Source organism: Microbacterium sp. ZW T2_14 (genome assembly GCF_044987405.1).
Lineage (GTDB): Bacteria > Actinomycetota > Actinomycetes > Actinomycetales > Microbacteriaceae > Microbacterium.
The window spans coordinates 1-23,321 of the sequence record NZ_JBJDRK010000023.1; the positions used below are offsets into that span (position 1 = coordinate 1).

Annotated in this window: 24 protein-coding genes; 11 read left to right on the forward strand and 13 right to left on the reverse strand. The window is 70.9% G+C overall.

Translation table 11 applies throughout. From position 1 onward, the window contains the following. Together ACI3KY_RS09470 and ACI3KY_RS09475 are read right to left on the reverse strand one after the other, a co-directional pair. Positions 1-222, reverse strand: a 222-nt coding sequence (locus tag ACI3KY_RS09470) for a DUF6264 family protein (RefSeq protein WP_404929922.1), incomplete at its 3' end; no start/stop codon positions are given. After that, positions 219-1,259 carry a 4-hydroxy-3-methylbut-2-enyl diphosphate reductase gene (locus ACI3KY_RS09475; RefSeq protein ID WP_404929976.1) on the reverse strand — a complete coding sequence of 347 codons (1,041 nt, stop codon included), beginning with the start codon at positions 1,257-1,259 and terminating at the stop codon, positions 219-221. The genes ACI3KY_RS09475 and ACI3KY_RS09470, both read right to left, overlap by 4 nt. A gap of 157 nt (positions 1,260-1,416) precedes the next feature. Between ACI3KY_RS09475 and xseA the strand changes: the two genes are divergently transcribed. Genes xseA through ACI3KY_RS09510 form a run of 7 tightly spaced genes read left to right on the forward strand, consistent with a single transcriptional unit; the run spans position 1,417 to position 7,964 of the window. Continuing rightward, positions 1,417-2,772: an exodeoxyribonuclease VII large subunit gene (gene xseA / locus ACI3KY_RS09480; protein WP_404929923.1), complete on the forward strand. Its 1,356-nt coding sequence runs from the start codon at positions 1,417-1,419 to the stop codon at positions 2,770-2,772. Between the two features lie 10 nt (positions 2,773-2,782). Next, entirely contained in the window at positions 2,783-3,028 is a 246-nt protein-coding gene (locus ACI3KY_RS09485) for an exodeoxyribonuclease VII small subunit (RefSeq protein ID WP_404929924.1), read from the forward strand. Beyond that, positions 3,025-3,672, forward strand: a complete 648-nt coding sequence (locus ACI3KY_RS09490) for a DUF4245 family protein (RefSeq protein ID WP_404929925.1) — start codon at positions 3,025-3,027, stop codon at positions 3,670-3,672. The genes ACI3KY_RS09485 and ACI3KY_RS09490 overlap by 4 nt, the downstream gene beginning before the upstream one ends. Before the next feature lie 35 nt (positions 3,673-3,707). Then, the gene (locus ACI3KY_RS09495) at positions 3,708-4,319 is read left to right on the forward strand and encodes a carbonic anhydrase (RefSeq protein WP_404929977.1); all 612 of its coding nucleotides are present in this window, start codon (positions 3,708-3,710) and stop codon (positions 4,317-4,319) included. A 43-nt stretch (positions 4,320-4,362) separates the two neighbouring features. Beyond that, positions 4,363-5,757, forward strand: a complete 1,395-nt coding sequence (locus tag ACI3KY_RS09500; RefSeq protein WP_404929926.1) for a class II fumarate hydratase — start codon at positions 4,363-4,365, stop codon at positions 5,755-5,757. A 48-nt stretch (positions 5,758-5,805) separates the two neighbouring features. Then, entirely contained in the window at positions 5,806-7,311 is a 1,506-nt protein-coding gene (locus ACI3KY_RS09505) for an ATP-binding protein (protein ID WP_404929927.1), read from the forward strand. Further along, complete coding sequence (locus ACI3KY_RS09510) at positions 7,308-7,964, forward strand: response regulator transcription factor (protein ID WP_404929929.1); 657 nt, start codon at positions 7,308-7,310, stop codon at positions 7,962-7,964. The genes ACI3KY_RS09505 and ACI3KY_RS09510 overlap by 4 nt, the downstream gene beginning before the upstream one ends. A 111-nt stretch (positions 7,965-8,075) precedes the next feature. Here ACI3KY_RS09510 and ACI3KY_RS09515 read toward each other — a convergent pair whose 3' ends face one another. From ACI3KY_RS09515 to ACI3KY_RS09530, 4 genes are all read right to left on the reverse strand, one after another. After that, positions 8,076-8,807 carry a hypothetical protein gene (locus ACI3KY_RS09515; protein ID WP_404929930.1) on the reverse strand — a complete coding sequence of 244 codons (732 nt, stop codon included), beginning with the start codon at positions 8,805-8,807 and terminating at the stop codon, positions 8,076-8,078. A 189-nt stretch (positions 8,808-8,996) separates the two neighbouring features. Then, positions 8,997-10,352 carry a PhoH family protein gene (locus ACI3KY_RS09520; protein WP_404929978.1) on the reverse strand — a complete coding sequence of 452 codons (1,356 nt, stop codon included), beginning with the start codon at positions 10,350-10,352 and terminating at the stop codon, positions 8,997-8,999. 258 nt (positions 10,353-10,610) lie between these two features. Continuing rightward, positions 10,611-11,741, reverse strand: a complete 1,131-nt coding sequence (locus ACI3KY_RS09525; RefSeq protein ID WP_404929931.1) for an aminotransferase class V-fold PLP-dependent enzyme — start codon at positions 11,739-11,741, stop codon at positions 10,611-10,613. 36 nt (positions 11,742-11,777) lie between these two features. Then, entirely contained in the window at positions 11,778-12,563 is a 786-nt protein-coding gene (locus ACI3KY_RS09530) for an isoprenyl transferase (RefSeq protein ID WP_194413599.1), read from the reverse strand. Positions 12,564-12,673: 110 nt separating this feature from the next. Between ACI3KY_RS09530 and ACI3KY_RS09535 the strand changes: the two genes are divergently transcribed. Further along, positions 12,674-13,417: a hemolysin III family protein gene (locus ACI3KY_RS09535; RefSeq protein ID WP_404929932.1), complete on the forward strand. Its 744-nt coding sequence runs from the start codon at positions 12,674-12,676 to the stop codon at positions 13,415-13,417. Between the two features lie 101 nt (positions 13,418-13,518). Here the strand turns inward: ACI3KY_RS09535 and ACI3KY_RS09540 are convergent, their stop codons facing one another. Further along, positions 13,519-13,827, reverse strand: a complete 309-nt coding sequence (locus tag ACI3KY_RS09540) for a hypothetical protein (RefSeq protein WP_404929933.1) — start codon at positions 13,825-13,827, stop codon at positions 13,519-13,521. A 115-nt stretch (positions 13,828-13,942) separates the two neighbouring features. On the opposite strand from ACI3KY_RS09540, the gene ACI3KY_RS09545 reads away from it, so the two are divergent. Then, positions 13,943-14,350, forward strand: coding sequence for a DUF4307 domain-containing protein (locus ACI3KY_RS09545; RefSeq protein WP_404929934.1), 408 nt, complete (start codon positions 13,943-13,945; stop codon positions 14,348-14,350). Between the two features lie 105 nt (positions 14,351-14,455). Beyond that, positions 14,456-14,947 (forward strand): transcription elongation factor GreA, encoded by a 492-nt coding sequence (greA, locus tag ACI3KY_RS09550; protein WP_404929935.1) that lies wholly within the window; start codon positions 14,456-14,458, stop codon positions 14,945-14,947. Between the two features lie 30 nt (positions 14,948-14,977). Here the strand turns inward: greA and ilvA are convergent, their stop codons facing one another. Continuing rightward, positions 14,978-16,261, reverse strand: coding sequence for a threonine ammonia-lyase (gene ilvA, locus ACI3KY_RS09555; protein ID WP_404929979.1), 1,284 nt, complete (start codon positions 16,259-16,261; stop codon positions 14,978-14,980). Between the two features lie 8 nt (positions 16,262-16,269). Further along, positions 16,270-17,475, reverse strand: coding sequence for an AI-2E family transporter (locus ACI3KY_RS09560; protein WP_404929936.1), 1,206 nt, complete (start codon positions 17,473-17,475; stop codon positions 16,270-16,272). Positions 17,476-17,597: 122 nt separating this feature from the next. Here ACI3KY_RS09560 and ACI3KY_RS09565 point away from each other — a divergent pair, with 122 nt between their 5' ends. Beyond that, positions 17,598-18,896, forward strand: a complete 1,299-nt coding sequence (locus ACI3KY_RS09565) for a winged helix-turn-helix domain-containing protein (protein WP_404929937.1) — start codon at positions 17,598-17,600, stop codon at positions 18,894-18,896. 44 nt (positions 18,897-18,940) lie between these two features. Here the strand turns inward: ACI3KY_RS09565 and ACI3KY_RS09570 are convergent, their stop codons facing one another. The 4 genes from ACI3KY_RS09570 to ACI3KY_RS09585 all read right to left on the reverse strand — a co-directional run bounded on the left by ACI3KY_RS09570 (position 18,941) and on the right by ACI3KY_RS09585 (position 23,270). Then, the gene (locus tag ACI3KY_RS09570) at positions 18,941-20,038 is read right to left on the reverse strand and encodes a DNA glycosylase AlkZ-like family protein (RefSeq protein ID WP_404929938.1); all 1,098 of its coding nucleotides are present in this window, start codon (positions 20,036-20,038) and stop codon (positions 18,941-18,943) included. A 43-nt stretch (positions 20,039-20,081) separates the two neighbouring features. Continuing rightward, positions 20,082-20,648 carry a LemA family protein gene (locus ACI3KY_RS09575; RefSeq protein ID WP_404929939.1) on the reverse strand — a complete coding sequence of 189 codons (567 nt, stop codon included), beginning with the start codon at positions 20,646-20,648 and terminating at the stop codon, positions 20,082-20,084. A gap of 82 nt (positions 20,649-20,730) precedes the next feature. Further along, positions 20,731-22,044, reverse strand: coding sequence for a D-arabinono-1,4-lactone oxidase (locus tag ACI3KY_RS09580; RefSeq protein ID WP_404929940.1), 1,314 nt, complete (start codon positions 22,042-22,044; stop codon positions 20,731-20,733). After that, on the reverse strand, positions 22,041-23,270 hold the full coding sequence (locus ACI3KY_RS09585; RefSeq protein WP_404929941.1) for an alanine racemase: 1,230 nt from the start codon (positions 23,268-23,270) through the stop codon (positions 22,041-22,043). Before ACI3KY_RS09585 ends, ACI3KY_RS09580 begins: the two co-directional genes overlap by 4 nt. Positions 23,271-23,321: the final 51 nt, after the last annotated feature.

Genomic DNA, 23,321 nt, shown 5'->3' on the forward strand with positions numbered 1-23,321 from the left:
GGGCGCGTCGGTCATGACGGGGGCAACGGGCGTCTGCTCCAGCTGCCACGGCGCGGGCTCGCGGATCCGCGCGCGCTGCTCCTCCGGCGTGGCGTACTCGCCGAACTGCGGGCGCGGCGGCGACGGTTCAGAGTGCTGCGGCTCGGGCGCCGAGGACCCGTGTCCGGGCGCCTCGGGCGACGCGGCGCCGCCCGGCTGCGGGGGTGACGAGGGGTCGCTCATGGTCGGCTCCGGCCGCCGAGGGCGCGGTCGTCGCGCTTGCCCGCGGCATCCGTCCGAAGCTCCTTGGGAAGGGAGAACTGCAGGTCCTCCTCCGCGGTGCGCACCTCTTCGACGTCGCGGTAGCCCGCGGCGGCGAGGTCGTCGAGCACCTGCTGCACGAGCACCTCCGGCACCGAAGCGCCGCTGGTGACCCCGACGGTCTCCACGCCGTCGAGCCACGCCTGCTCGACCTCGTCGGCGTAGTCGACGCGGTACGCGGCCTTCGCGCCGTACTCGAGCGCGACCTCCACGAGGCGGACGCTGTTGGACGAGTTCGCCGACCCCACGACGATCACGAGATCGGCGTCCTTCGCGACCTTCTTGATCGCCACCTGGCGGTTCTGCGTCGCGTAGCAGATGTCGTCCGACGGCGGATCCTGCAGCTCGGGGAACCGCGCACGCAGACGCCGCACGGTCTCCATGGTCTCGTCGACCGACAGCGTCGTCTGCGAGAGCCACACGACCTTGGACGGGTCGCGCACCTCGATGGTGTCGGCCTCGTCGGGCGAGTTCACGATGGTGACGTGGTCGGGAGCCTCGCCGGCCGTCCCCTCGACCTCTTCGTGGCCGACGTGGCCGATGAGGAGGATCTCGTAGTCGTCGCGCGCGAAGCGCACGGCCTCGCGATGCACCTTCGTGACGAGGGGGCAGGTCGCGTCGATGGCCCGGAGGCCGCGATCGGCCGCCGCGTCGACGACCGCGGGCGACACCCCGTGCGCGCTGAAGACGACGTGGGCACCGGGCGGGACCTCGTCGACCTCCTCGACGAAGACCGCGCCGGCGGCCTCGAGCTCGGTGACGACGTGGATGTTGTGCACGATCTGCTTGCGTACGTACACGGGAGCGCCGAAGCGCTCCAGCGCCTTCTCGACGGCGATGACGGCGCGGTCCACGCCGGCGCAATAGCCGCGGGGCGATGCCAGGAGCACGCGCTTGTGTCCGGACCCGGCGATATCCTGAAGGGGTTCGCGCCGCCGTGGGATGCGCGGGACGGGCATGCTCACAAGGGCCGGACTCGTTCGGGTCTGCCCCACGGTGCTGATGCTCACCCCTCGAGTCTACGGGCGGGCTCCTGAGCGAGGCCTCCGTGGGACAGCCCGCGACCCCTGCACGTGCGCCGCCGGAACGCCGGGCGCCCGAGCACGAAAGGACCGCATGACGACCTTCCAGCCCGCCACCGTTCCCGGCGAGCCGCCGCCCGCGGACTCCGTGCCGCCGCGGGACTCCAGCTCGCAGGCGCCGACATCGGTGGCGCGCCTCAACGACACGATCCGCGGATTCGTCCAGACGTGGGGCTCGGTCTGGGTCGAGGGCGAGATCACGGGGTGGAACCAGCGCGGCGGCAATGTCTTCGGACGCCTGAAAGACCTCGTCACCGATGCGACGATCTCATTCCGCATCTGGTCGTCGACCCGGGATCGACTCCCCGCCGACCTGAAGGTGGGCGACCACGTGATCGCCTGTGTGAAGGCGGACTACTTCGTCAAGAACGGCGACTTCGGCTTCGGCGTCTCGGCCATGCGCCATGTCGGCCTCGGCGATCAGCTCGAACGCCTGGAGCGGCTGCGGGTGCAGCTGCGGTCGGAGGGGCTGTTCGACCCGGCACGCAAGAAGGCGCTGCCCTTCCTCCCCCATCTCATCGGTCTGATCACCGGCGAGAACTCGGATGCCGAGAAGGACGTCCACCGCAACGCGGAGCTGCGCTGGCCCCAGGTGCGCTTCCAGACGAAGTACGCCGCCGTCCAGGGCGACCGCTGCGTCCCCGAGACGATCGCGGCGCTGAAGGCGCTGGATGCCGCCCCCGACGTCGACGTCATCGTCATCGCGCGCGGCGGCGGCGACCCCCAGACGCTCCTCGGATTCAGCGACGAGCGCCTGCTGCGGGCGGTGGCCGCGGCATCCACTCCCGTCGTCAGCGCGATCGGCCACGAGAACGACCACCCGCTGCTCGACGACGTCGCCGACCTCCGGGCCTCGACGCCGACGGATGCCGCCAAACGCATCGTGCCGGATGTCGCGGAGCAGCGTGCGATCGTCGGGCAGCTGCGCTCCCGCATGAACATGCGGCTCTCGCAGCGGATCTCCCACGACATCGCGCAGCTCGAGCAGCTCAGGTCGCGACCGGTGCTGCGCGCGCCCGAGACCCTCCTCACCACGCGGGCGCACGAGGTCGAGGTGCTCGCCGCACGGGGGCGCGATCGGGTGGACCGCTCGCTCCAGCTGCACGACCGCCGCACCGCGGAGCTGCGCGCCACGCTGCGGGCGCTGTCGCCCGCGTCGACCCTCGCCCGCGGCTACGCCATCGCGCATCTGACCGACGGCGTCATCGTGCGGGACGCCGCGCAGGCCCCGGCATCCACCGCCGTCGTCGTCACCGTGGGTCGCGGATCGTTCGCGGCGCACTCGGACGGGGAGATCGCCGAACAGCGGTCGGCCGGGACGCAGCCCGCCGTCGAGGACGTGACGGAGCGCGACCCGGCAGGGCACGGCGCGCGCCCGGCCGCGAACTAAGATGGAGGCCATGACTGAGAAGAGCGGCGCCCCCGAGGACGTCGCGACCCTCTCTTTCGAGCAGGCACGCGATGAACTGGTCCGTGTCGTCGCCGAGCTGGAACAGGGCGCTCCGACTCTCGAGCACTCCCTGGCCCTGTGGGAGCGCGGCGAGGCCCTCGCCGCTCGCTGCGAGGAGTGGCTGCTGGGCGCCAAGCGCCGGCTCGAGGCCGCCCGCGCGACGGTGGAGCGCACCGACGGCGGGGAAGCCCGATGACGCGCGGGCCACGCATCGTCGCCGAGCTCGGCCGCCCGGAGACCCCGGAGGAGACGGCCGACCGCAAGGCGGAGTCGTCGCGGGTCTACCGCTCGAGTCAGAACGTGCGGAACCTCATCGCGGCGCTGCTCGCCACCCTCGCGGTGGTCGTGGTCGTGATCGTCGCCGTTCCGCGCGGCACTCCCCCCGCACGAGAGCCGATCGACGTCGCCGCGGTCGCGGCTGACATCTCGGCGTCGGAGGACCGCACCGTCATCACGCCCGAGCTGTCCGACGGGTGGGTCGTGAACAGCGCCCGCATCGAGGGCAACGGCCCGGTGCGCGCCTTCACGGTCGTCTACGCCCCCGCCGGAGAGGACGAGCGCGGGTTCCTTCGCGTGGCGCAGGGCTTCGACGCCGACGAGTCGTGGGCGGCGCGCGTGCTCTCGGGCTCCGCCCCGCAGGACACCCTGACCGTCGACGGCATCACGTGGGACCGTTACGAGCTCGACCCCCAGCGCACCGGGAACATCTCGGTCGCGCTCGCCACCGACGCCGGCACCGACGCCGTGCTCATCTACGGCGCAGCCGGCGAGAAGGCTCTGGAGGAGACCGCGCGCTCCGTCGCCGATCAGATCACCGCATTGCGCGAGGAGGCCGAGTGACCGACCAGCCCACGCCCGTGAAGGCCTGGCAGGAGATGCAGCGCGGCAACGCGCGCTTCGTCGCCGGGGAGCCGCGACACCCCCGTCAGGACGTCGACACCCGTCATGACCTCGCAGACGGGCAGCGCCCCCGCGCCGCCCTGTTCGGCTGCGCAGATTCGCGCCTGGCCGCGGAGATCATCTTCGACAAGGGCCTCGGCGACCTGTTCGTCGTGCGCAACGCGGGCCAGGTCATCTCCGACTCGGTGGTCGGCAGCCTCGAATACGCCGTCGCCGTACTGGAGGTGCCGCTCATCGTGGTGCTCGGCCACGACGCGTGCGGCGCCGTGCGGGCCGCGATCGACATCACCGATCCCGAGGCCGACCCGCTCCCGCCGCACATCTGGCGCCTGATCTCCCCCATCGTTCCGGCCGTGCGCCGGGTGCAGCGCGCCTCTGCCGTGGACGGCGTCTACCCCGCCGAGATCGACGCCGACGAGGTCGGCCGCGAGCATCTGCGCGACACGGTGGGCGAGCTGCTGCACGCCTCCGAGCTCATCAGCACCGCCGTCGCCGAGGGTCGCCTCGCGATCGTCGGCGCGAACTACCGCCTCGCCGAGGGCACGGCGGTCCCCGACGTGATGGTCGGGATCCCCGACCAGGCCTGAACCGGCTTCCCCCACCCCGTACCGACACGTGAGGAACAACGACGTGACCGACACCGAGTACCGCATCGAGCACGACACCATGGGCGAGGTGCGAGTGCCCAAGAACGCGCTCTACGCCGCCCAGACGCAGCGCGCCGTCGAGAACTTCCCGATCTCGGGCGACCGGCTCGAGCCCGCACAGATCGTCGCGCTGGCACGCATCAAGAAGGCCGCGGCCCTTGCCAACAAGGAGCTCGGCACGCTCGATGGCGCCATCGCCGACGCCATCGCCGGGGCGGCCGACCGCATCATCGCCGGCGAGTTCGCCGACCAGTTCCCGATCGACGTCTACCAGACCGGCAGCGGCACGTCGTCGAACATGAACATGAACGAGGTGCTGGCCACCCTCGCGACGCAGGCGCTCGGCGCCACCGTGCACCCGAACGACCACGTCAACGCGTCGCAGTCCTCGAACGACGTCTTCCCGACCTCCGTGCACATCGCCGTCACACAGGAGCTGATCGACGACCTGATCCCGGCCCTCGACCACCTCGCGGTCGCGCTGGAGACAAAGGCCGACCTGTGGAAGACCGTCGTCAAGTCGGGCCGCACGCACCTCATGGACGCGACGCCCGTCACCCTCGGCCAGGAGTTCGGCGGGTACGCCCGTCAGATCCGCCTCGGCATCGAGCGCGTGCAGGCGGTGCTCCCCCGCGTGGCCGAGGTGCCTCTCGGCGGCACCGCCGTGGGTACCGGCATCAACACGCCCCTCGGATTCCCGCAGCGCGTCATCGAGATCATCGTCGCCGACACCGAGCTGCCGATCACGGAGGCCAAGGACCACTTCGAGGCCCAGGCCAACCGGGACGCGCTGGTCGAGGCGTCCGGCGCCCTGCGCACCATCGCGGTGTCGCTCACGAAGATCAACAACGACCTGCGCTGGATGGGCTCGGGCCCGAACACGGGCCTCGGCGAGCTGCACATCCCCGACCTGCAGCCCGGGTCGTCGATCATGCCGGGCAAGGTCAACCCGGTGATCCCCGAGGCCACGCTCATGGTGTGCGCCCGGGTGATCGGCAACGACGCGACGGTCGCGTGGGCCGGAGCATCCGGCGCCTTCGAGCTCAACGTCGCCATCCCGATCATGGGCAGTGCCGTGCTCGAGTCCATCGAGCTCCTGGCCAACACCTCGCGTGTGCTCGCCGACAAGACCATCGACGGCCTCGAGGCGAACGTCGAGCGCGCCGCCGCCTACGCCGGGATGTCGCCCTCCATCGTCACGCCGCTCAACAAGCTCATCGGGTACGAGGCGGCCGCCAAGATCGCAAAGCACTCCGTCGCGAAGGGCATCACGGTGCGTGAGGCCGTGATCGACCTCGGCTATGTGGAGCGTGGCGAGCTCACCCTCGAGCAGCTGGACGAGAAGCTGGACCTCCTCTCGATGACGCACCCGGGCTGATCCGCCCGCCCCATGCCGCTCCCTCTGCGTCGGCGGGATAATCGGGACATGGCCCGAACTCCCCGCCCGGTCCCCGCGCGCGTCAGGATCCTTGCTGCGATCCTTGCCGTCGCGTGCGTCGGGCTGGCGATCGTGGGAAGCGTGACGTTCCTCGTCCAGCGCGAGCAGGCGCTGAACGGGGTCGACGAGCGGCTGGCGGCGCAGGTCACGTCACTAGAGGCGGTGTCAGCCGACGCGGCTGCGGGCGCGACAGAGGGTGCGCCTCCGGCGACCGACCAGCTCGACAAGGACGAATTCCGCTCCGTCGACGCGTACCTCAACGCGGTGGTCGCGCGCCTCGTGCCGGGCCAGAACGAGGCCTCGCTGGCGCTGGTCGACGGCGCCCCGCGCTGGGTGCCCGCCACACTGTCCGGTTTCGACATCTCGAAGAACCGGGAGCTCATCGACCGCGTCGTCGCCGAGACCGCGGACGGCAGCACGAGAAGAGGAACCGCGGTGACCGACCAGGGGTCGCTGCGCTACATCGCGATCCCCGTGCACATGGAAGGCGATCCGGAGCAGGGACTGTACGTGCGTGCCGTCGACCTCGGCGAGGAGCTGCGGCCGGTCACGTTCGCGATGACGACCTACGTGATCGCCGCATTGGCCGTCCTGGGCGCGATCGGCATCGTCGGCTGGTTCGTGACCGGGCGGCTGCTGTCGCCGATCCGCCACCTGCGCGAGACGGCGGACGCCATCTCGATCAGCGACCTCTCACTGCGCCTGGAACCGCACGGCAACGACGACATCTCGGATCTCTCCCGCACCGTCAACTCGATGCTCGACCGCCTGGAAGACTCCGTCGACGGGCAGCGCCAGCTCTTGGACGACGTGCGCCACGAGCTGAAGACTCCCATCACCATCGTGCGCGGCCATCTCGAGCTGATGGACCCGAAGGATGCCGCGGACGTGGCGTCCGCGCGTGACATCGGCATCGCCGAGCTCGACCGTCTGACCCGGCTCGTCGAAGACATCGATCTTCTCGCCACGGCGGAGGCCGACTCGAGCACCCTGGCCGCCGTCGACCTCGCTCTGCTGACTGCCCGCGTCGGCGAACTCGTCGCCGTGATCCCCGGGCATTCCTGGACGATCGAGGCCGTCGCCGACGGCGAGACCATCGGCGATCAGGACCGTCTGCTGCAGGCATGGCTCCAGCTCGCCGACAACGCCGCGAAGTACACACCGGCGGGAGCTCCCATCGAGATCGGCAGTGCGCGCGACATCGAGGGCGCTCGGCTCTGGGTGCGCGACCACGGGCCCGGTATCCCGCTGGACGAGCGCACCCGGATCTTCCGCCGCTTCGATCGTGCTCACGTCAAGCGCTCGGTGGGCGGGTCCGGACTGGGCCTTGCCATCGTCGACGCCATCGCCAAGGGCCACGGTGGCCACTGCGAGGTCACCGACACTCCCGGCGGCGGCGCCACATTCACCATCCACCTGCCTCCGACCGGGGCCGAGCTGCCCGTGCCGGTGCGAGCCGGGGATGTCGTACTGCAACGGGAGGCCGCCGGATGACCAGGATCCTGATCGTCGAGGATGAGCCTCGGATCGCCGCTTTCGTCAGCCGCGGGCTCGAGTCTGCAGGCTACGAGACCATCCTGGTCGAGGACGGTCCGGAGGGGCTCGAGGCTGCGCTGCGCGGCGACGCCGACCTGGTGCTGCTGGATGTGGGCCTGCCGACGATGGACGGATTCGAACTGCTGCGCCAGCTCCGCGCCCGAGGTTCGGCCGTGCCGGTCATCATGCTGACGGCGCGTTCCAGCACGCGCGATACCGTGACGGGCCTGGATGCCGGCGCGAACGACTACGTGCCGAAGCCGTTCACGTTCGAAGAGCTTCTGGCACGCGTCCGCTCCCGTCTGCGCGAGAGCGTCCCGCAGCCGGGCGTGTCGATCTCGCACGGCGACGTCGTGCTCGACATCCTGGCGCGGCGCGCGAGCGTCGCGGGACGGGAGATCGATCTGTCCGCTCGCGAGTTCGCCCTCGCCGAGCAGTTCCTCCGCAACCCCGGCCGCGTGCTCAGCCGTGAGCAGCTCCTGAGCCGGGTGTGGGGGCTCGACTTCGATCCCGGTTCGAACGTGGTCGACGTGTATGTGCGCTATCTGCGCGGAAAGCTCGGCCCGGATCACATCGTCACGGTCCGCGGCGCCGGCTACCGCTGGGAGTGAGGCCGGCGCGGCTCCACGTCGGCGGGGGCCCGCCCCGCGCGCACGAAGAAGCCCCCGGTGCTGGGGGACACCGGGGGCTGTGAAAGGCCGGACTGGGGAATCCGACCGTTGTCAGTCGCGCTTGTCTGGGGAAACGCGCGACTGGTCTTTCTTCGCGTCGTGACCGGCGCCGTTGCCGTTCCCGACGTTCGATCCCGCATGCGCGGGACGCCTATCGTTGTGCACCGGCTCGGTGTCGGCCGTGCTCTTCTGGTCTTCGGTCCCGCCGGCGACCAGGCGTCGCTGGGCATCGGAATCGGTGCGCGCGGGCGCCTTGGCGACCTCGCTCGCGCCCTCTGCGCCCGGCGCCTGCGCGGCCATCTCGCGGTCGAGTCGTGACACGAGCGCATCGATCCGCGCTGTCGTCCAGCCGTGTGCGAGCGCCCAGGTGCGGAGCCCGTCCCACGATCCGGCCGCCTTCGCAGCGGCGATGGCCGGCTCGAGGTCGGCAGGGGTGGCGGGACCCCCCGCATCGGGAGCAGGTTGTGGCGTCGGGGGCGCCGCCGGCGTCGCCGGGGTCCGTGACTCCTGGGCGCCGCTTGAGCTCTCGACGACGAGTGGAGCGGGCGCCTCAACGACTTCGGCGTCGGCCGGCGGCAGCGCCTCGGTCGTGACGGTCGGGGTCGCGCTGGGGCTGGCGGAAGGGGACGTGGCCGAGGGAACGACGACTCGATCGGACGCCAGGCTGGTGCCCTGCGAATCCGTCAGGGCCAGGGTGTTGGTCATCGCTACGGCGGTCACGACGGCGATGCTCGCGACAACGGCGGTGACGCCGCCGATCACGAGTCCCGTGCGTGCTTCCACGTCTAGCCTGCCTTCCCCGGTGCGCGGGACGTTTCCCCTCTCTCCATGGTGACAGACCGATCGCGCCGAAGGCGCCACCGGCGATGAGACTCTTCTCATGCTGCCGTAGCGCGGCGGGCCAGGATGCGGCATCCCGGCCCGCCGCCCCGCGCCGCGCCGCGCGCGACGACCCTCAGCGGAGCGTGGGACTCAAGCGAGCTCTCCCGCCTCCAGGAGGTCGGTGACGAGGGCCGCGATCGCGGACCGCTCGGAGCGTACGAGCGTGACGTGTCCGAACAGCGAATGCCCCTTCAAGGTCTCGATCACGGACGCGACACCGTCGTGCCGCCCGACGCGGAGATTGTCGCGCTGGCCCACGTCGTGCGTGAGCACGACGCGGGATCCCTGGCCGATCCGGCTCAGCACGGTGAGGAGGACGTTGCGCTCCAGCGACTGCGCCTCGTCGACGATCACGAACGCGTCGTGCAGCGATCGACCGCGGATGTGCGTCAGCGGCAGCACCTCGAGGAGTCCCCGCTCGATGACTTCGTCGAGCACGTTGCTCGACACGACGGAGCCGAGGGTGTCGAACACCGCCTGACCCCACGGGTTCATCTTCTCCTGCTGGTCACCGGGGAGGTATCCGAGCTCCTGTCCGCCGACGGCGAAGAGCGGGCGGAACACGATGATCTTCCGCTGCTGCTGCCGTTCCAGCACGGCTTCCAGCGCGGCGCACAGTGCGAGCGCCGACTTGCCCGTGCCGGCGCGGCCGCCGAGCGAGACGATGCCCACCTCGGGGTCGAGGAGGAGATCGATGGCGATGCGCTGTTCCGCGGAGCGCCCGTGCAGCCCGAAGACCTCCCGGTCGCCGCGCACCAGGCGGAACTCGCCGTCTCCGATGACCCGCCCGAGGGCGGAGCCGCGTTCGGAGTGGACGATCAGCCCGGTGTTCACCGGCAGCCCGCGTACGTCCTCGCTGACGGCGACTTCGCTCTCGTAGAGATCGCTGATGTCGTCGCCCGACACGTCGATCTCGGAGATGCCCGTCCAGCCGGAGTCGACCGCCTGCTCGGCGAGGTACTCCTCGGCGGTGATGCCGAGCGATGCGGCCTTGACGCGCATGGGGAGGTCTTTCGAGACCACCGTGACCTCCTGCCCGTCCTGGGCGAGGTGCATCGCGATGGCGAGGATGCGGCTGTCGTTGTCGCCCAGCCGCATGCCCGAGGGCAGCACCGTCGAATCGGTGTTGTTGAGCTCGACCCGCAGCGTGCCCCCCTCACCGACCGGGACCGGGAAGTCGAGCCGGCCGTGTTCGACGCGGAGCTCGTCGAGGTGGCGCAGCGCCTGACGGGCGAAATAGCCGATCTCCGGGTCGTGCCGCTTGCCTTCGAGCTCCGTGATCACCACGACGGGGATCACGACGCTGTGCTCGGCGAAACGGAAGAACGCCCGTGGATCGCTCAGCAGCACCGATGTGTCGAGGACATAGGTGCGCAGGTCCTGATCGGACGCGGCGATCTGCTCGAGATCCTGACTGCGCTGCTCGTGTGGTGCTCGTGTGGTCACAACCCACTCCCGCCCCGGGTGGTTCACCCGGCAGTCACGAGTCGACCAGGGTACCGAGTCGTAGATCGTGAAGTCGCGATCCGTGAGGCCGACTCGACCGGGCTCCTTGCCCGATGCGCTCACGCTACGTCCGCCCGCCGACATCGCGCACGCCCGACACGCGGGAATCATGTGACGATTCGATGAACGGATGCTGCGAACCGCCGCCGAGTCCTCGCCGACCTGCGCCGGCGGGCCGGCGTCATCCCGAGCGGTCGGTCACCAGACGCGTGTCGACGAGAACGCGGCGAGCGCGTCGCCGAACAGCCGCAGCGTGTCGGCACCGGTGCCGACGTGCGGCGCCACGCGGATGCGGCCGGCCCGCGTGGTGACCGTGAGGCCGTGGTTGGCGAGCGACGCGGCCAGCGGCGCGGCGTCCTGCGCCGCGGGCTCGAGCGTGACGATGCCGGCGCGACGCTCGGTCTCGCGCGGCGTGACCACCGGCACCTCGTAGCGATCGGCGTAGAACATCACGTCGGTCGCGCGTGCGGTGAGCACTGATTCGATCTGCGCCACCCCGGCGTCGACGACCTCGCGCAGGGCTGTCGCGAGCCGCGCGGCGGCGAGCGTGTCGGCGCCGGAGATCGAGAACGCCTGAGCGGAGGCGGACGGAGCCGGCACGGCGTCGACGGGCAGATCGCCGTCGACCCCCCGGAATCCTGAGAGCACCGGCGCGATGCGCTCGAGCGCGCGATCGCCGAACCAGGAGAATCCGGTGCCCCGGCCCGCGCGCAGCCACTTGTACCCGTGGCCGCACACGACATCGGCCGCGAGATAGTCGGCCTCCACCATGCCGAAGCCCTGGATGGCGTCGACGATGAGGAGGCGGTCGCCGATGACCTCGCGCAGTGCCGACAGATCGGTGCGATAGCCGGTGCGGAAGTCGACGAGGCTCACCGCGACCGCCCTGGTCTCGTCGGAGAGAGCGGACCGCACCGCGTCGGGGGTCATGAACCCGTCGGCCGGCTCCACCCACTGCAGCTGCAGCGATCCGAACGCCTCCGATGCCCGGGTCGCCGCCACCGTGAGGCTCGGGAACTCGCCCCGACCCAGCATGAGTCCGCCGGCGAGGCCGTAGATGGCGTGCATGAGCCCGTAGGTGGTGGATGGCTGCAGCACGACGTGCTCGGCATCCGATCCGATCAGCTCGGCGACGAGCTCGCGAGCCTCGCGCACGTGGTCGGCGACCAGGTCGATGCTCGTGGGCCGGCCGGAGCCCAGCAGCTCGGTGTCGCCCTGCGCCTCGCTGCGGACCGCCGGAGAGAGCGGGCCGAACGCGGCCCAATCCAGATACCCCGGTTCCCCATCGAACGACGCCAGATAAGAATCCAGATCGGTCACGCCGATCATTCTGGCAGAGCCGCGGGGCTGGGTGTGACGGACGGCTCAGCCACCGAAACGGCGCTCCCGCGACGTGAAGTCGCGGATGGCCCGCAGGAAGTCCACCTCGCGCAGATCCGGCCCGAGCGCCTCCACGAAATAGAACTCGGAGTGCGCCGACTGCCAGAGCAGGAAGTCGCTCAGCCGCTGCTCGCCGGACGTGCGGATCACGAGGTCGGGGTCCGGCTGACCGCCGGTGTAGAGGTGCTCGCCGATCTGCTCCGGGGTGAGGCTCGCGGCGAGCTCCTCCAGCGATCCGCCCTGCTCGTCGTGCTGCGCGATGATGCTGCGCACGGCGTCGACGATCTCGCCGCGCCCGCCATAACCCACCGCCAGATTCACGTGCATGCCGGTGTTGCCCTTGGTGCGGGCCTCGACATCGGCGAGCACCCTCGCGAGATCCCCGGGCAGCGCGTCGGCACGGCCGACGTGCTTCACGCGCCAGTCGCGCTCATGCGAGAGCTCATCGGCGAGCTCGGCGATGATCTCGATCAGATCCGACAGCTCTCGGGAATCGCGCTTGCGCAGGTTGTCGTTGGAGAGGAGATACAGCGACACGACGCGGATGCCGACGTCGTCGCACCAGCGCAGGAACTCCTTCATCTTGGCGGCGCCGGCGCGATGGCCGTGCGCGGCCGAGTCGTAGCCGAGCTGCTTGGCCCAACGGCGATTGCCGTCGATCATCATCGCCAGGTGCCGCGGCACCGCGGCGGGATCGAGCCGACGGCGCAGGCGGTTGATGTAGAGCCGGTAGAGGGGTCCCCTGCCCTCGTTCGTCTCGCCGCGCGCCACACGCCTACGCTACCCCGCGTGCGTCACCCTCCCTAGCGTGCGCCGGGTCCGGCATCCGCACGGCCGGCTATGTTCCCCGGCCGGCATGTCGCGCCCTCTACGCTGAGGGGATGAGCCGTCGTCGCAGTGCCCCCCGGGCCCCCGAGGTCCCCGTGCTGCCCCTGATGGACGCCGCGGCCGTCGATGCCGCGAACCCCGAGATCAAGCCCACGTGGCGCGGGTGGATCCACGCGGTCACCTTCCCGGTCGCCATCGTCGCGGGCATCGTGCTGATCGTAGTGGCGCAGGGGGCACCCGCCAAGTGGGCCTGCGCCGTCTTCATGGCGACGTCGCTGCTGCTGTTCGGCAACTCGGCGCTGTACCACCGGTTCAACTGGAAGCCGAAGACCAAGTCGATCCTCAAGCGGATCGACCACGCCAACATCCTGCTGCTGATCGCGGGCACGTACACCCCGATCGCGACTCTGGCGCTGCCGCCCCAGAAGGGCGCGCTGCTGCTGGTGCTGGTGTGGAGCGGGGCCCTGCTGGGCATCCTGTTCCGCGTCTTCTGGATCAACGCTCCGCGCTGGCTGTACGTCGCGCTGTACCTCGCGCTCGGCTGGGCGGCGGTCATGTACCTCGTCGACCTCTTCCAGGCCAACGCCGCCATGATGATCCTGGTGGCCGTCGGCGGCCTCCTCTACACCGGCGGTGCGATCGTCTACGCGCTCAAACGGCCCAATCCGTGGCCCGGCCATTTCGGCTTCCACGAAATCTTCCACGTCTGCACGGTGCTGGCATTCCTCTGCCACTGGACGGCGTGCCTGCTCATCGCGCTCGACCCGCTGTCGCCGTCGCTCGGGCTGCCCGGCTGATAGCGGTCCCCACGCCCCCTCCGGCCAGCGCTGGCGCGCTGCCCTGAGCCTCCGGGCGCGTGGGCCTAGCCGCGGACCGCGGCATCCGCTCGCAGCCGTGGTCAGCGTCCGGGGGCGTCGCCGCGCGTGTCGTCGTCGGCGGGGTCGATGCTCTCGTCGTCGACCTCCGTGGCCTCCATGGCCCGCGCCGCCTGCTCCTCGGCATCCAGCTCCTCCTGGATGTCGGCCCGCACGCGCCCGCGACGGATGCGGCGCATCATGTCCCACACCAGCAGGATCACGGCGATCGCGATCACGGCGGTGACCACGAAGCCCACCACGCCGGGGGTCACGATGTCGGGGTCGACCGTGGACGGCGTCGGCGTCGGCGTCGGCGCGGCGCTGAGGATCACGGCGATCGCGTGCTGCATGGGTTCCTCGCTCTGCCCGCGAGGCGGGCGTGTCGTCGGGGGTGCGCGCGAGCGCATAGCCTGGAGTTCCAGCCTAATCTTTCCCATCCGGGCCGATGAGACGTCAGGGAGCGGCGTGACCACGCAGGACATGCTCGACGAGCGCTACGGTCGAGGCCGATCGCCGGCACGTCGCTGGGCGATCGCGGCGGGTGTGCTCGTCGCGGTGGGCCTCATCGCCCTGTTCGGCTGGTTCACCGTGCGGAATGCGCTCAACGCGGTCGACTCCGACACCACCTCGTTCGACGTGGCGGACGAGCACTCGGTCACGCTCGGATTCCAGATCACCTCTCCCCCGGGTTCGGCCGTGGCGTGCGCGATCGAGGCGCAGGACGAACAGCACGGCGTGGTGGGCTGGCGCGTGGTCGAGCTGCCGGCATCCGAGCTGCACGCCCGCGCGTTCCGCGAGGTCATCCCCACCACCGCGCTCGCGACGACCGGTTTCGTGAACTCGTGCTGGGTTTTGTCTCCCTCCGCGCAGTGACGTAGTCTGTCGGGACATCAGTCGAATCGCGCCCTGGCCGTGAGCCAGGGCGTTCGGTTTATGCCCGTGCCGCATTTCATGCCGGGCCCAACGAAGGAGTCAGCCGTGTCCACCGACGCCCCCGTGACCTTCCTCACCCAGGACGCGTACGACCGCCTGGTCGCCGAGCTCGAGCATCTGTCGACGACCGGCCGCGAGGAGATCGCGAAGCGCATCGAGGCCGCGCGCGAAGAAGGCGACCTCAAGGAGAACGGCGGCTATCACGCCGCCAAGGACGAGCAGGGCAAGCAGGAGGCCCGCATCCGGACCCTCCAGCACCTGCTGAAGACCGCCACGGTGAGCGAGGCGCCGCAGAGCACCGGCGTGGTCGAGCCCGGCACCGTCATCACGGCGATCATCGCCGGCGGCGAAGAGGTGTTCCTGCTCGGCAACCGCGAGATCGCCGTCGGCTCCGAGCTCGACGTGTACAGCGAGGCCTCGCCGCTGGGCACGGCGATCCTCGGCCGCAAGGAGGGCGAGAAGACCTCGTACACCGCTCCGAACGGTCGCGAGATCTCCGTCGAGATCGTCAAGGTCGAGACCTACAACGGTCAGTGACGCCGGCTCTGCGGCGCCCTCGCGGACGCTTCAGTCGGCGACGACGGTCGGCGCGTAGCCCGCGCCCTCCAGCACCGAGATGACGTGTGCGCGGTGCTCCTCGCCGCGCGTCTCGACACTCAGCTGCAGGATCACCTCGCTGATCTGCAGCCCCTGACCGTGGCGAGTGTGCAGCACCTCGATGACGTTCGCCCCGGCGATGGCCAGCAGCTCCGACACCTGCGCGAGCTGACCGGGACGGTCGGGCAGCGGGATGCGCAGCGTCATGTACCGGCCGGATGCCGACAGCCCATGTGCGACGACGCGCTGCAGCAGCAGCGGGTCGATGTTGCCGCCCGACAGCACGGTCACGGTCGGCCCTGCCGCGACGATCTTGCCGGCGAGGATCGCCGCGACCCCCACCGCGCCCGCCGGCTCGACGACCTGCTTTGCCCGCTCCAGCAGCACGAGCAGGGCGCGGGCGATGTCGTCCTCGGTGACGGTGACGACCTCGTCCACCAGATCCCGGATGATCTCGAACGGCAGATCGCCCGGCCGAGCCACGGCGATGCCGTCGGCGATCGTGGGCAGGGTTGCGACCTCGAGCGGGTGCCCCGCCTCGAGCGACGCCGGATAGGCGGCGGAGTTCGCCGCCTGGACCCCGATCACCCGCACCGTGCGGCCCTCGGCGGCGGCACGGGCCTTCACGGCCGCGGCGACCCCGGCGATGAGTCCCCCCCCGCCGATCCCGAGCACGATCGTGTCCAGGTCGGGCAGCTCGTCCATGAGCTCCAGGCCCAGCGTGCCCTGCCCGGTGATGATGTCGTGGTGGTCGAACGGGTGGATGAAGACGGCGCCCGTCCGTTCGGCGAACTCGGCGGCCAGCCGCAGCGGAGTCTCGACCGTCGCTCCCTCCAGCACGACGTCGGCGCCATAGCCGCGTGTGGCGAGCAGCTTGGGCACGGGCACGCCGAGCGGCATGAAGATGGTGGCGCGGATGCCGAGGGCCTTGGCAGCGAGGGCCACGCCCTGCGCGTGATTGCCGGCCGACGCGGCGACGACACCGCGCGCACGCTCCTCGGCGGTCAGCCTCGACAGGCGGTACGTCGCGCCGCGGATCTTGAAGGAGCCGGTGCGCTGCAGGTTCTCGAGCTTGAGATGCACCGGAACGCCGAGGACGTCCGACAGATGCTGCGATTCATCGAGCGGCGTGCGGGTGATGACGCCCTCGAGGGTGGCCGCGGCATCCGCGAAGTCAGCGAGCGTCGGCACCGCCGAGGCGGGCGGCACCGCATCGTCGGCGGGGGCGGGCCGAGCGGGACCTGCGGAGGACATGGCGGTGGTCACGGACGGACTCTCCTCTGCCGCGGAACGGTGCTCCAGATGAGATCGCCGGACGGTTTCCTTCCGGTCTCCCACGCGCGTTCGGCGAGATAGACGGCGACGACGTTGACGAACGCCGCGAGCGGGACGGCGAAGAGCGCGCCGGGGATGCCGGCGATCATGGCGCCGCCGGCCACGACGAGCACCACCGCGAGCGGGTGCACCTTGACGGCGGACCCCATCAGCAGCGGCTGGAGCACGTGGCCCTCGAGCTGCTGGACTCCCAGGACGACGACGAGCATCCACAGGGCGATCCAGGGCCCGTTGTAGACGAGCGCCAGGAACACCGCCACGGCGCCGGTCACGACGGCACCGACGATCGGGACGAACGCGCCGAGGAAGACCAGGACCGCGACGGGGATCGCCAGCGGGACGCCCAGGAGGGCCGCGCCGGCGCCGATGCCGATCGCGTCGATCGTCGCGACGAGCAGCTGGGTGCGCGCGTAGTTGACGACGGTGATCCAGCCCGCGCGACCGGCGCCGTCGGCGGCGGGACGCGCCTTCTTCGGGAACAGTCGCAGCGTCCAGCGCCAGATGCCCGCGCCGTCGGCGAGCAGGCACAGCAGGATGAAGAAGGCGAGCACCGCACCGGTCACGACGTGGCCGATGGTGGAGCCGATCGCCAGCGCCCCCGACCACAGCAGCTCGGCCTGCTCCTGGATGAAGGCCCAGCCCTGATCCAGCAGATCGTCGATCTGCTCCGAGCTGAGGTGCAGCGGCCCGTCGATGAGGTACTGCCGGAACTGGTCGATGGCGGCCACCGTGCTGGCCTGAACGGAGTCCCACTGCTGCATGATCTGCCAGACCACGAGCCAGAGGAGCCCCGTCACGATCGCCAGCGTGCCGACGACGGAGATCACGATGGCGAGCCAGCGGGGAACCCGGCGGCGCAGCATCCACGCGAACGCGGGCCACAGCAGGGCGGTGATGAGGATCGCGATCAGGAGCGGGATCACCAGGAGCTTGAGCTGGATGACCAGCCACACCAGGATGCCGATCGCCGCGGCGACCACGATCACCCGCCACGAGTAGGCGGTGGCGATGCGGAGGCCGCGCGGGACGGCGGCCGACGTCTCGGTCGAGACCACCCGGCTGCGGTCGCGGACCGCATCGAAGAGCGAGCCGCGGGGCCGGTCGTCGGAGCCGCTCGTACGCCCAGTGCTCATTCGCCCAGTCTAGGCGCGTCGCATTCCGGACCGGTCATGAAGACCCGCCGTGCCGCGTGCGGCGCAGGATGCGGCATCCGGTGCCGGACGGGATGTCGGAGCCGCTGGCTAGGCTGACGCGCGTGAAGTCCTCGCTCAGCGCCGCCGAAGCGCGCCGCATCGCGCTCGCCGCCCAGGGATTCGCCCGCCCGCGGCCGGAGAACGCCGGGACACGCCAGCTCAACAGCGCGCTGGGGCGCATGGCGACGCTGCAGATCGACTCGGTCAACGTCTTCGCCCGATCGCATTACATGCCGCTGTTCTCGAGGGTCGGCGCCTACGACACCGCCGCCCTCGATCGTCTGCTGTTCTCGGGGCGCCCGCCCTACGTGGAGTACTGGGCGCACGTCGCCGCCTTCATCCCCGCCGCCGACTGGGCGCTGTTCGACTTCCGGATGCGCGCGATGCGGGCGAAGTACGGGGGCACCGCGCCCGGCGGGTGGTACGACGCCCACCGCGACACCGTGGACTGGGTGCGGGCGGAACTGGCCGAACGAGGGCCGCTGCGCCCTGCGCAGATCGAGCGCGATGCCCAGAAGAGGACGCGCGGGCCGTGGTGGGACTGGGACGTCGTCAAGCAGGCGCTCGAGCGACTGTGGCTGTTCGGCGAGGTCGCGATCGCCGGACGTCGCGGCTTCGAGCGTCGCTACGGGCTCGCCGAGCACGTCATCCCGCGCGACGTGCTGGATGCGCCGGTGCCCCGGGAGGAGGCCGTGCGGGAGCTGGTGCGGCGCGCGACGCGCGCATACGGGGTGGCCACGGCGGCCGACATCGCGGACTACTGGCGGATCGCCGACCGCAAGGCCGTCACGGCCGCGCTCGACGACCTCGCAGACGCGGGCGAGCTGCATCCCGTCACCGTGGAGGGCTGGACCAGCGCCGGCCGCCCGGCCAAGGCGTGGCTGCACCGCGACGCTGCCATACCGCGCCGCATCCGGGCCGCGGCGATCCTCACGCCCTTCGACCCGGTCGTGTGGTTCCGTGACCGCGCCGAGCGCCTCTTCGACTTCGAGTACCGCATCGAGATCTACACCCCCGCCCCGCGGCGACGGTTCGGCTACTACTCCCTGCCCGTCCTCATCGATGACGACGTGGTCGGCCGCGTCGATCTCAAGGCCGATCGCGCCGCCTCGACGCTGCGGGTGCAGTCCGCCTGGTGGGAGCCGGGCTCTCCGGCGGATGCCGCGCCCCGGCTCGCCGACGAACTGCGCCTCGCCGCGACCTGGCAGGGACTCGAGTCGGTGTCGATCTCGTCCTGGGGCGACGCCGTCGACGATCTCGCGTTCGCGATGCCGGAAGCCGCCCGCCACGACGCCGGCCCTGCCGAACCCATCGGCCTCGCAGCGGAAGAGCCTGGCTCCGTCGAAGAGCTCGCGAGCTGACCAGACTCGGACGACCGAACGCGCAGACACGCCCTCTCTGGGCATCACGGTGCGGGCGCGCCGGCCACCTCGAGGCCCAGCCAGCGAGCGAGCTCCTGGATCTCGGCATCCACCGCCCGGCGCACCTCGTCGCTGAACGGCTCATCCTCGTGGACGGCGTGCACCCGCAGAACACCCGCCTTGCGGTCGCTCTTCGCGTCGAGCTTTCCCACGAAGCGATCGCCGTGCAGGATCGGCAGGGCGAAGTAGCCCCACCGCCGCCGGGCGGCCGGCTTGTACATCTCGAGCAGGTACTCGTACACGAAGATCTCCTCCAGCCGCCGACGGTCGAACACCAGCCGATCGAAGGGCGACAGCAGCGCCGTGCGAGGCCCGACCTCGTCGAGCCGCTCGAGCGCATCGGCGTCGACCCGCCAGAGGCCGTCCGTCCCGTCGACCACCGCTTCCTCGCCGATCTCGCCGACGTCCACCGGCTCCAGCGGCTGTGCGACGCCCTTCGCCCGCGCGATGCCGAGCGACGTGAGTCGTCGCTCCGCCCGCTCCCGTGCGGCCTCCTCATCGCTGAGGATCGTCACATCCGACGGATACACCCGGTCGGCGACGTCGAACAGCCGTCCGCCCGCGTCTCTCGACGAGATGGCCACGTCGCCGCACAGGACGAGCATCTCCAGCAGCTGCATCGAGTTGCGGTTGTTCGTCCACCCCGACGACCGCCACGACACCTGGGCCGCGTCGGGGATGTCGGCGGCCCGCAGAGGCCCCTCGGCGCGCAGGCGTGCCATCACTTCGCGCCGGAACACCTCGTTCGCCGCGAGCCACTCCCGTGCCTGAGCCGACTGCGGTCGCCGACGCATCTCGGGGAGCAGGAGGGGCAGATCGGTCATGGCCCGGTAGAACCCGCCCCACTCGAACACCGCGCGATCCTCTTCGACCAGGCGCACGAGGTCGGCCGGCTGGTAGGGCCAGCCGAGCCGGCTCCACAGGATCAGGTCGGCACTCGGCGCGACCGCCGCCGTGGGCTCGATGTTCACGATCGTCAACGCGTCGATCGTCTCGACGATGCCGGCGGGCCGCTCCCCCGTCAGGAGCTGCGCCCGCACCGCGACGCGACGTGCGTCGTCACGAGTCAGCCGTAGTGCCACGCGTCGACGCTACCGCCGCGCGCCGACACCCGAGCAGCGGGCGTCAGAACTGCACGCGCGGCGGCTCCGAGATGGCGGCGCCGTCGATCACTTCGAAGAACTCGCGCTCGTGGAAGCCCAGGTTCCGCGCGAACATGTTGTTCGGGAAGACCTTGATCTTGGTGTTCAGCTCACGCACACCGCCGTTGTAGAAGCGGCGGGAGGCCTGGATCTTGTCCTCGCTGTCGACGATCGACTGCTGCAGCTGGAGGAAGTTCTGACTGGCCTGCAGCTGCGGGTATGCCTCCGCGACCGCGAACAGCGACTTCAGCGCCTGCTGCATGCGTCCTTCGGCGGCGCCCGCCTCCGCGGGGCCCGTCGCCGACAGCGTGTCGGCGCGGGCCTGTGTCACGCGCTCGAACACCGCCTTCTCATGGGTGGCGTAGCCCTTGACGGCCTCGATGAGGTTCGGCAGCAGGTCGGCTCGACGCTTGAGCTGGACGGTGATGTCGCTCCACGCCTCGTCGACGCGCACGTTCAGCTGGACCAGCGAGTTGTAGGTTGCCCAGAGATAAATGCCGACGATGACGACGAGCGCCACCACGATAAGGACTGGGATCAGCCATTCCATGTGCGGAGGCTCCGTTCGGTAGTGACCTCATCCTACCGACGCGGGCACGCCCGGCATGAGGGCGATCCCGGACTCTCAGCCGTTACCCACCGAGGACGCGATCGAGGTACGGATTGCGGAACAGCCGTTCCGGATCGAGGCGGTCGCGCAGCGCCAGGAAGTCGTCGAAGCGCGGATACCGCTCGCGGAAGGTCGCGGCGCCCAGCGTGTGCATCTTGCCCCAGTGGGGTCGCCCCTCGAGGCCGAGCATGATCTCCTCGACCGCCTCGAAGTACTCCGTCGGGTCTTCGCGCCAGTACCGGTGCACGGCGATGTAGCCCGCGTCGCGACCGTGAGCCGTCGACATCCAGCGGTCGTCGGCGGCGGCGAAGCGCACCTCGACCGGGAACCCGATCCGCCAGCCGCGCTCGTCGATGAGCGCGCGGAGCGCCTCGAACGCGGGACGCACGTTCGCCGCGGGCAGCGCGTACTCCATCTCGCGGAACCGCACGGACCTGCTGGTCGCGAACACGCGGGCCGAGGCATCCGTGAATTCCCGGTCGCCCCACACCTTCGCGGACACGCGGTTGATGGTGGGCACCAGTGCGGGGATCGCCCGTCCGGTCGAGCACGCGATCTGGTGCAGACCGCTCCCGACGAGGGTGTCGTCGATCCATTTGCCCACCGGAGCGAGCGGATGCCGCGGCGCCCCGTCGGGCAGACGCGTGTTGGTCTTCGTCATCGCGCGATCGGTGTGCGGGAACCAGTAGAACTCGAAGTGGTCGGCAGCGGCGACGCGGTCGTCGAGCGCCGCCAGAACGTCGTCGAGCGGCTCCGGCTGCTCCACGGCATGCAGCACGTAGGCGGGGACGCACTGGAGAGTGACATCGACGAGGATGCCGAGCGCACCGAGCCCGAGCGCGACGGCGGGGACCAGCTCGGGGTTCTCGTCCTCGTTCACCGTGAGGAGATCGCCGGATGCCGTGACGAGCGTCGCTCCGACCACCTGAGCCGCGATGCCGCCGAAGCGGGCGCCGGTGCCGTGCGTGCCGGTGGAGATCGCACCGGCGATGGACTGCCGGTCGATGTCGCCGAGGTTCTCCATCGCGAGGCCGAAGGGCGCCAGCAGCGACGGGACACGATGCAGACGCGTGCCGGCGAGCAGCGTCGCGCGCCCGCGATCCACGTCGACCGACACGAGGCCGCTGAGATCACGGAGCTCGAGCAGTGCGCCGGGCGCGACGGCGATGCCCGTGAAGCTGTGCCCGGCGCCCACGGCTTTGACAGGGACGTGCTGGGCTGCCGCGGCGACCACCGCCCGCTGCACGGCCGCGATCGTGGGCGGGTACTCCACGCGCTGCGGCCGCACCGACTCCGTCCGCCCCCAGTTGCGCCAGACGCCGCCGGGGCGGGTCACAGGAACGCCTTCCCCTCGCCGCGGTACGTCGGGAGCTCTCCGAGGCGTTCGTCGCCGTCGACCAGGTGGTACGCGGCGACGCGCTCGGCGAGCTCGCCGCTCTTGGAGTGGCGGAACCAGACGCGGTCGCCGATCCTCAGGTCACGTGCCGCGTCGCCCCGCAGGGGCGTCTGCACCTCGCCGGCTCCTTCGCGGGGCGCCATGCGCAGTCCCGCCGGCGCGACGGCGCGCGGCTGACGCGACTCGAGAGCGGGACCGGACGCGATCCATCCGCCGCCCAGCACCGTGGCGACGTCGGGAGCCGGCTTGCGCACGACCTCGAGGGCGAACGCCGCTGCCGGCGCCGGGTCGAAAGCGCGATACCCGTCGAACAGGTGGCCCGCAAGCAGTCCGCTGCCGGCAGTCACCTCGGTCACGGACTGATCGGATGCCGTCAGCTCGAGCGAACCGGTGCCGCCGCCGTTGACGAACTCGAGGGGGGCGATGTCACGCAGCTCGGAAACGATCGCGGCGCGGCGGTCCAGGAGCTCGGCGGCCGAGCGACGCTGCATCCAGCGGATCACCGCGTCGCCCGATCCCGTCGCGTCGCCCTGACCGGCGATCTGGGCTTCGTACATCATCAAGCCCACGAGCCGGAAGCCCGGGCGCGCGGCGACGGAGCGCGCCAGCGCGGCGACCTCGGCCACCTCGTAGACCGGCGACCGCAGCACGCCGATGTGGCCCAGCGCGGGGGCGCGCCACGAGGCGTCGGCGTCGATCGCGACCCGGATCTCGGGGCGGGCGCCGGGTGCGGCGATCGCGTCGACGAGGTCGAGCTGAGCGAGGTCGTCCACCATCAGGGTGATGCGCGCAGCGGCGCTCTGGTCGGCCGTGAGCGCGGCGAGGGCGGCACGGTCGACCGTCGGGTAGCCCAGGACGATGTCGTCCATCGTCTCGGCGAGCCACAGCGCCTCAGGGAGGGTGAAGGCGAGGACGCCCGCATAGCCCGGCACTGCCAGCACCGCATCGAGGACCTCGCGCACGCGCACCGATTTGCTCGCCACGCGGATGGGGACGCCTCCCGCCCGCACGACGAGATCGAGGGCGTTGTAGCGCAGCGCCTCGGCGTTGATCGCGGCGACGGGGCCGCTGATGTCCGCGAGGGCATGCGTCATGGCGCCCCAGTAGGACGCGGGGTGGGCCCAGGGCTTCGTCGCCGTGGGTGTGGACAGCAGATCGAGACTCATACGGCTCGCTTCGGGTGCGTGCGCATCGCACCAGCCTAAGGCGCCGCGGGC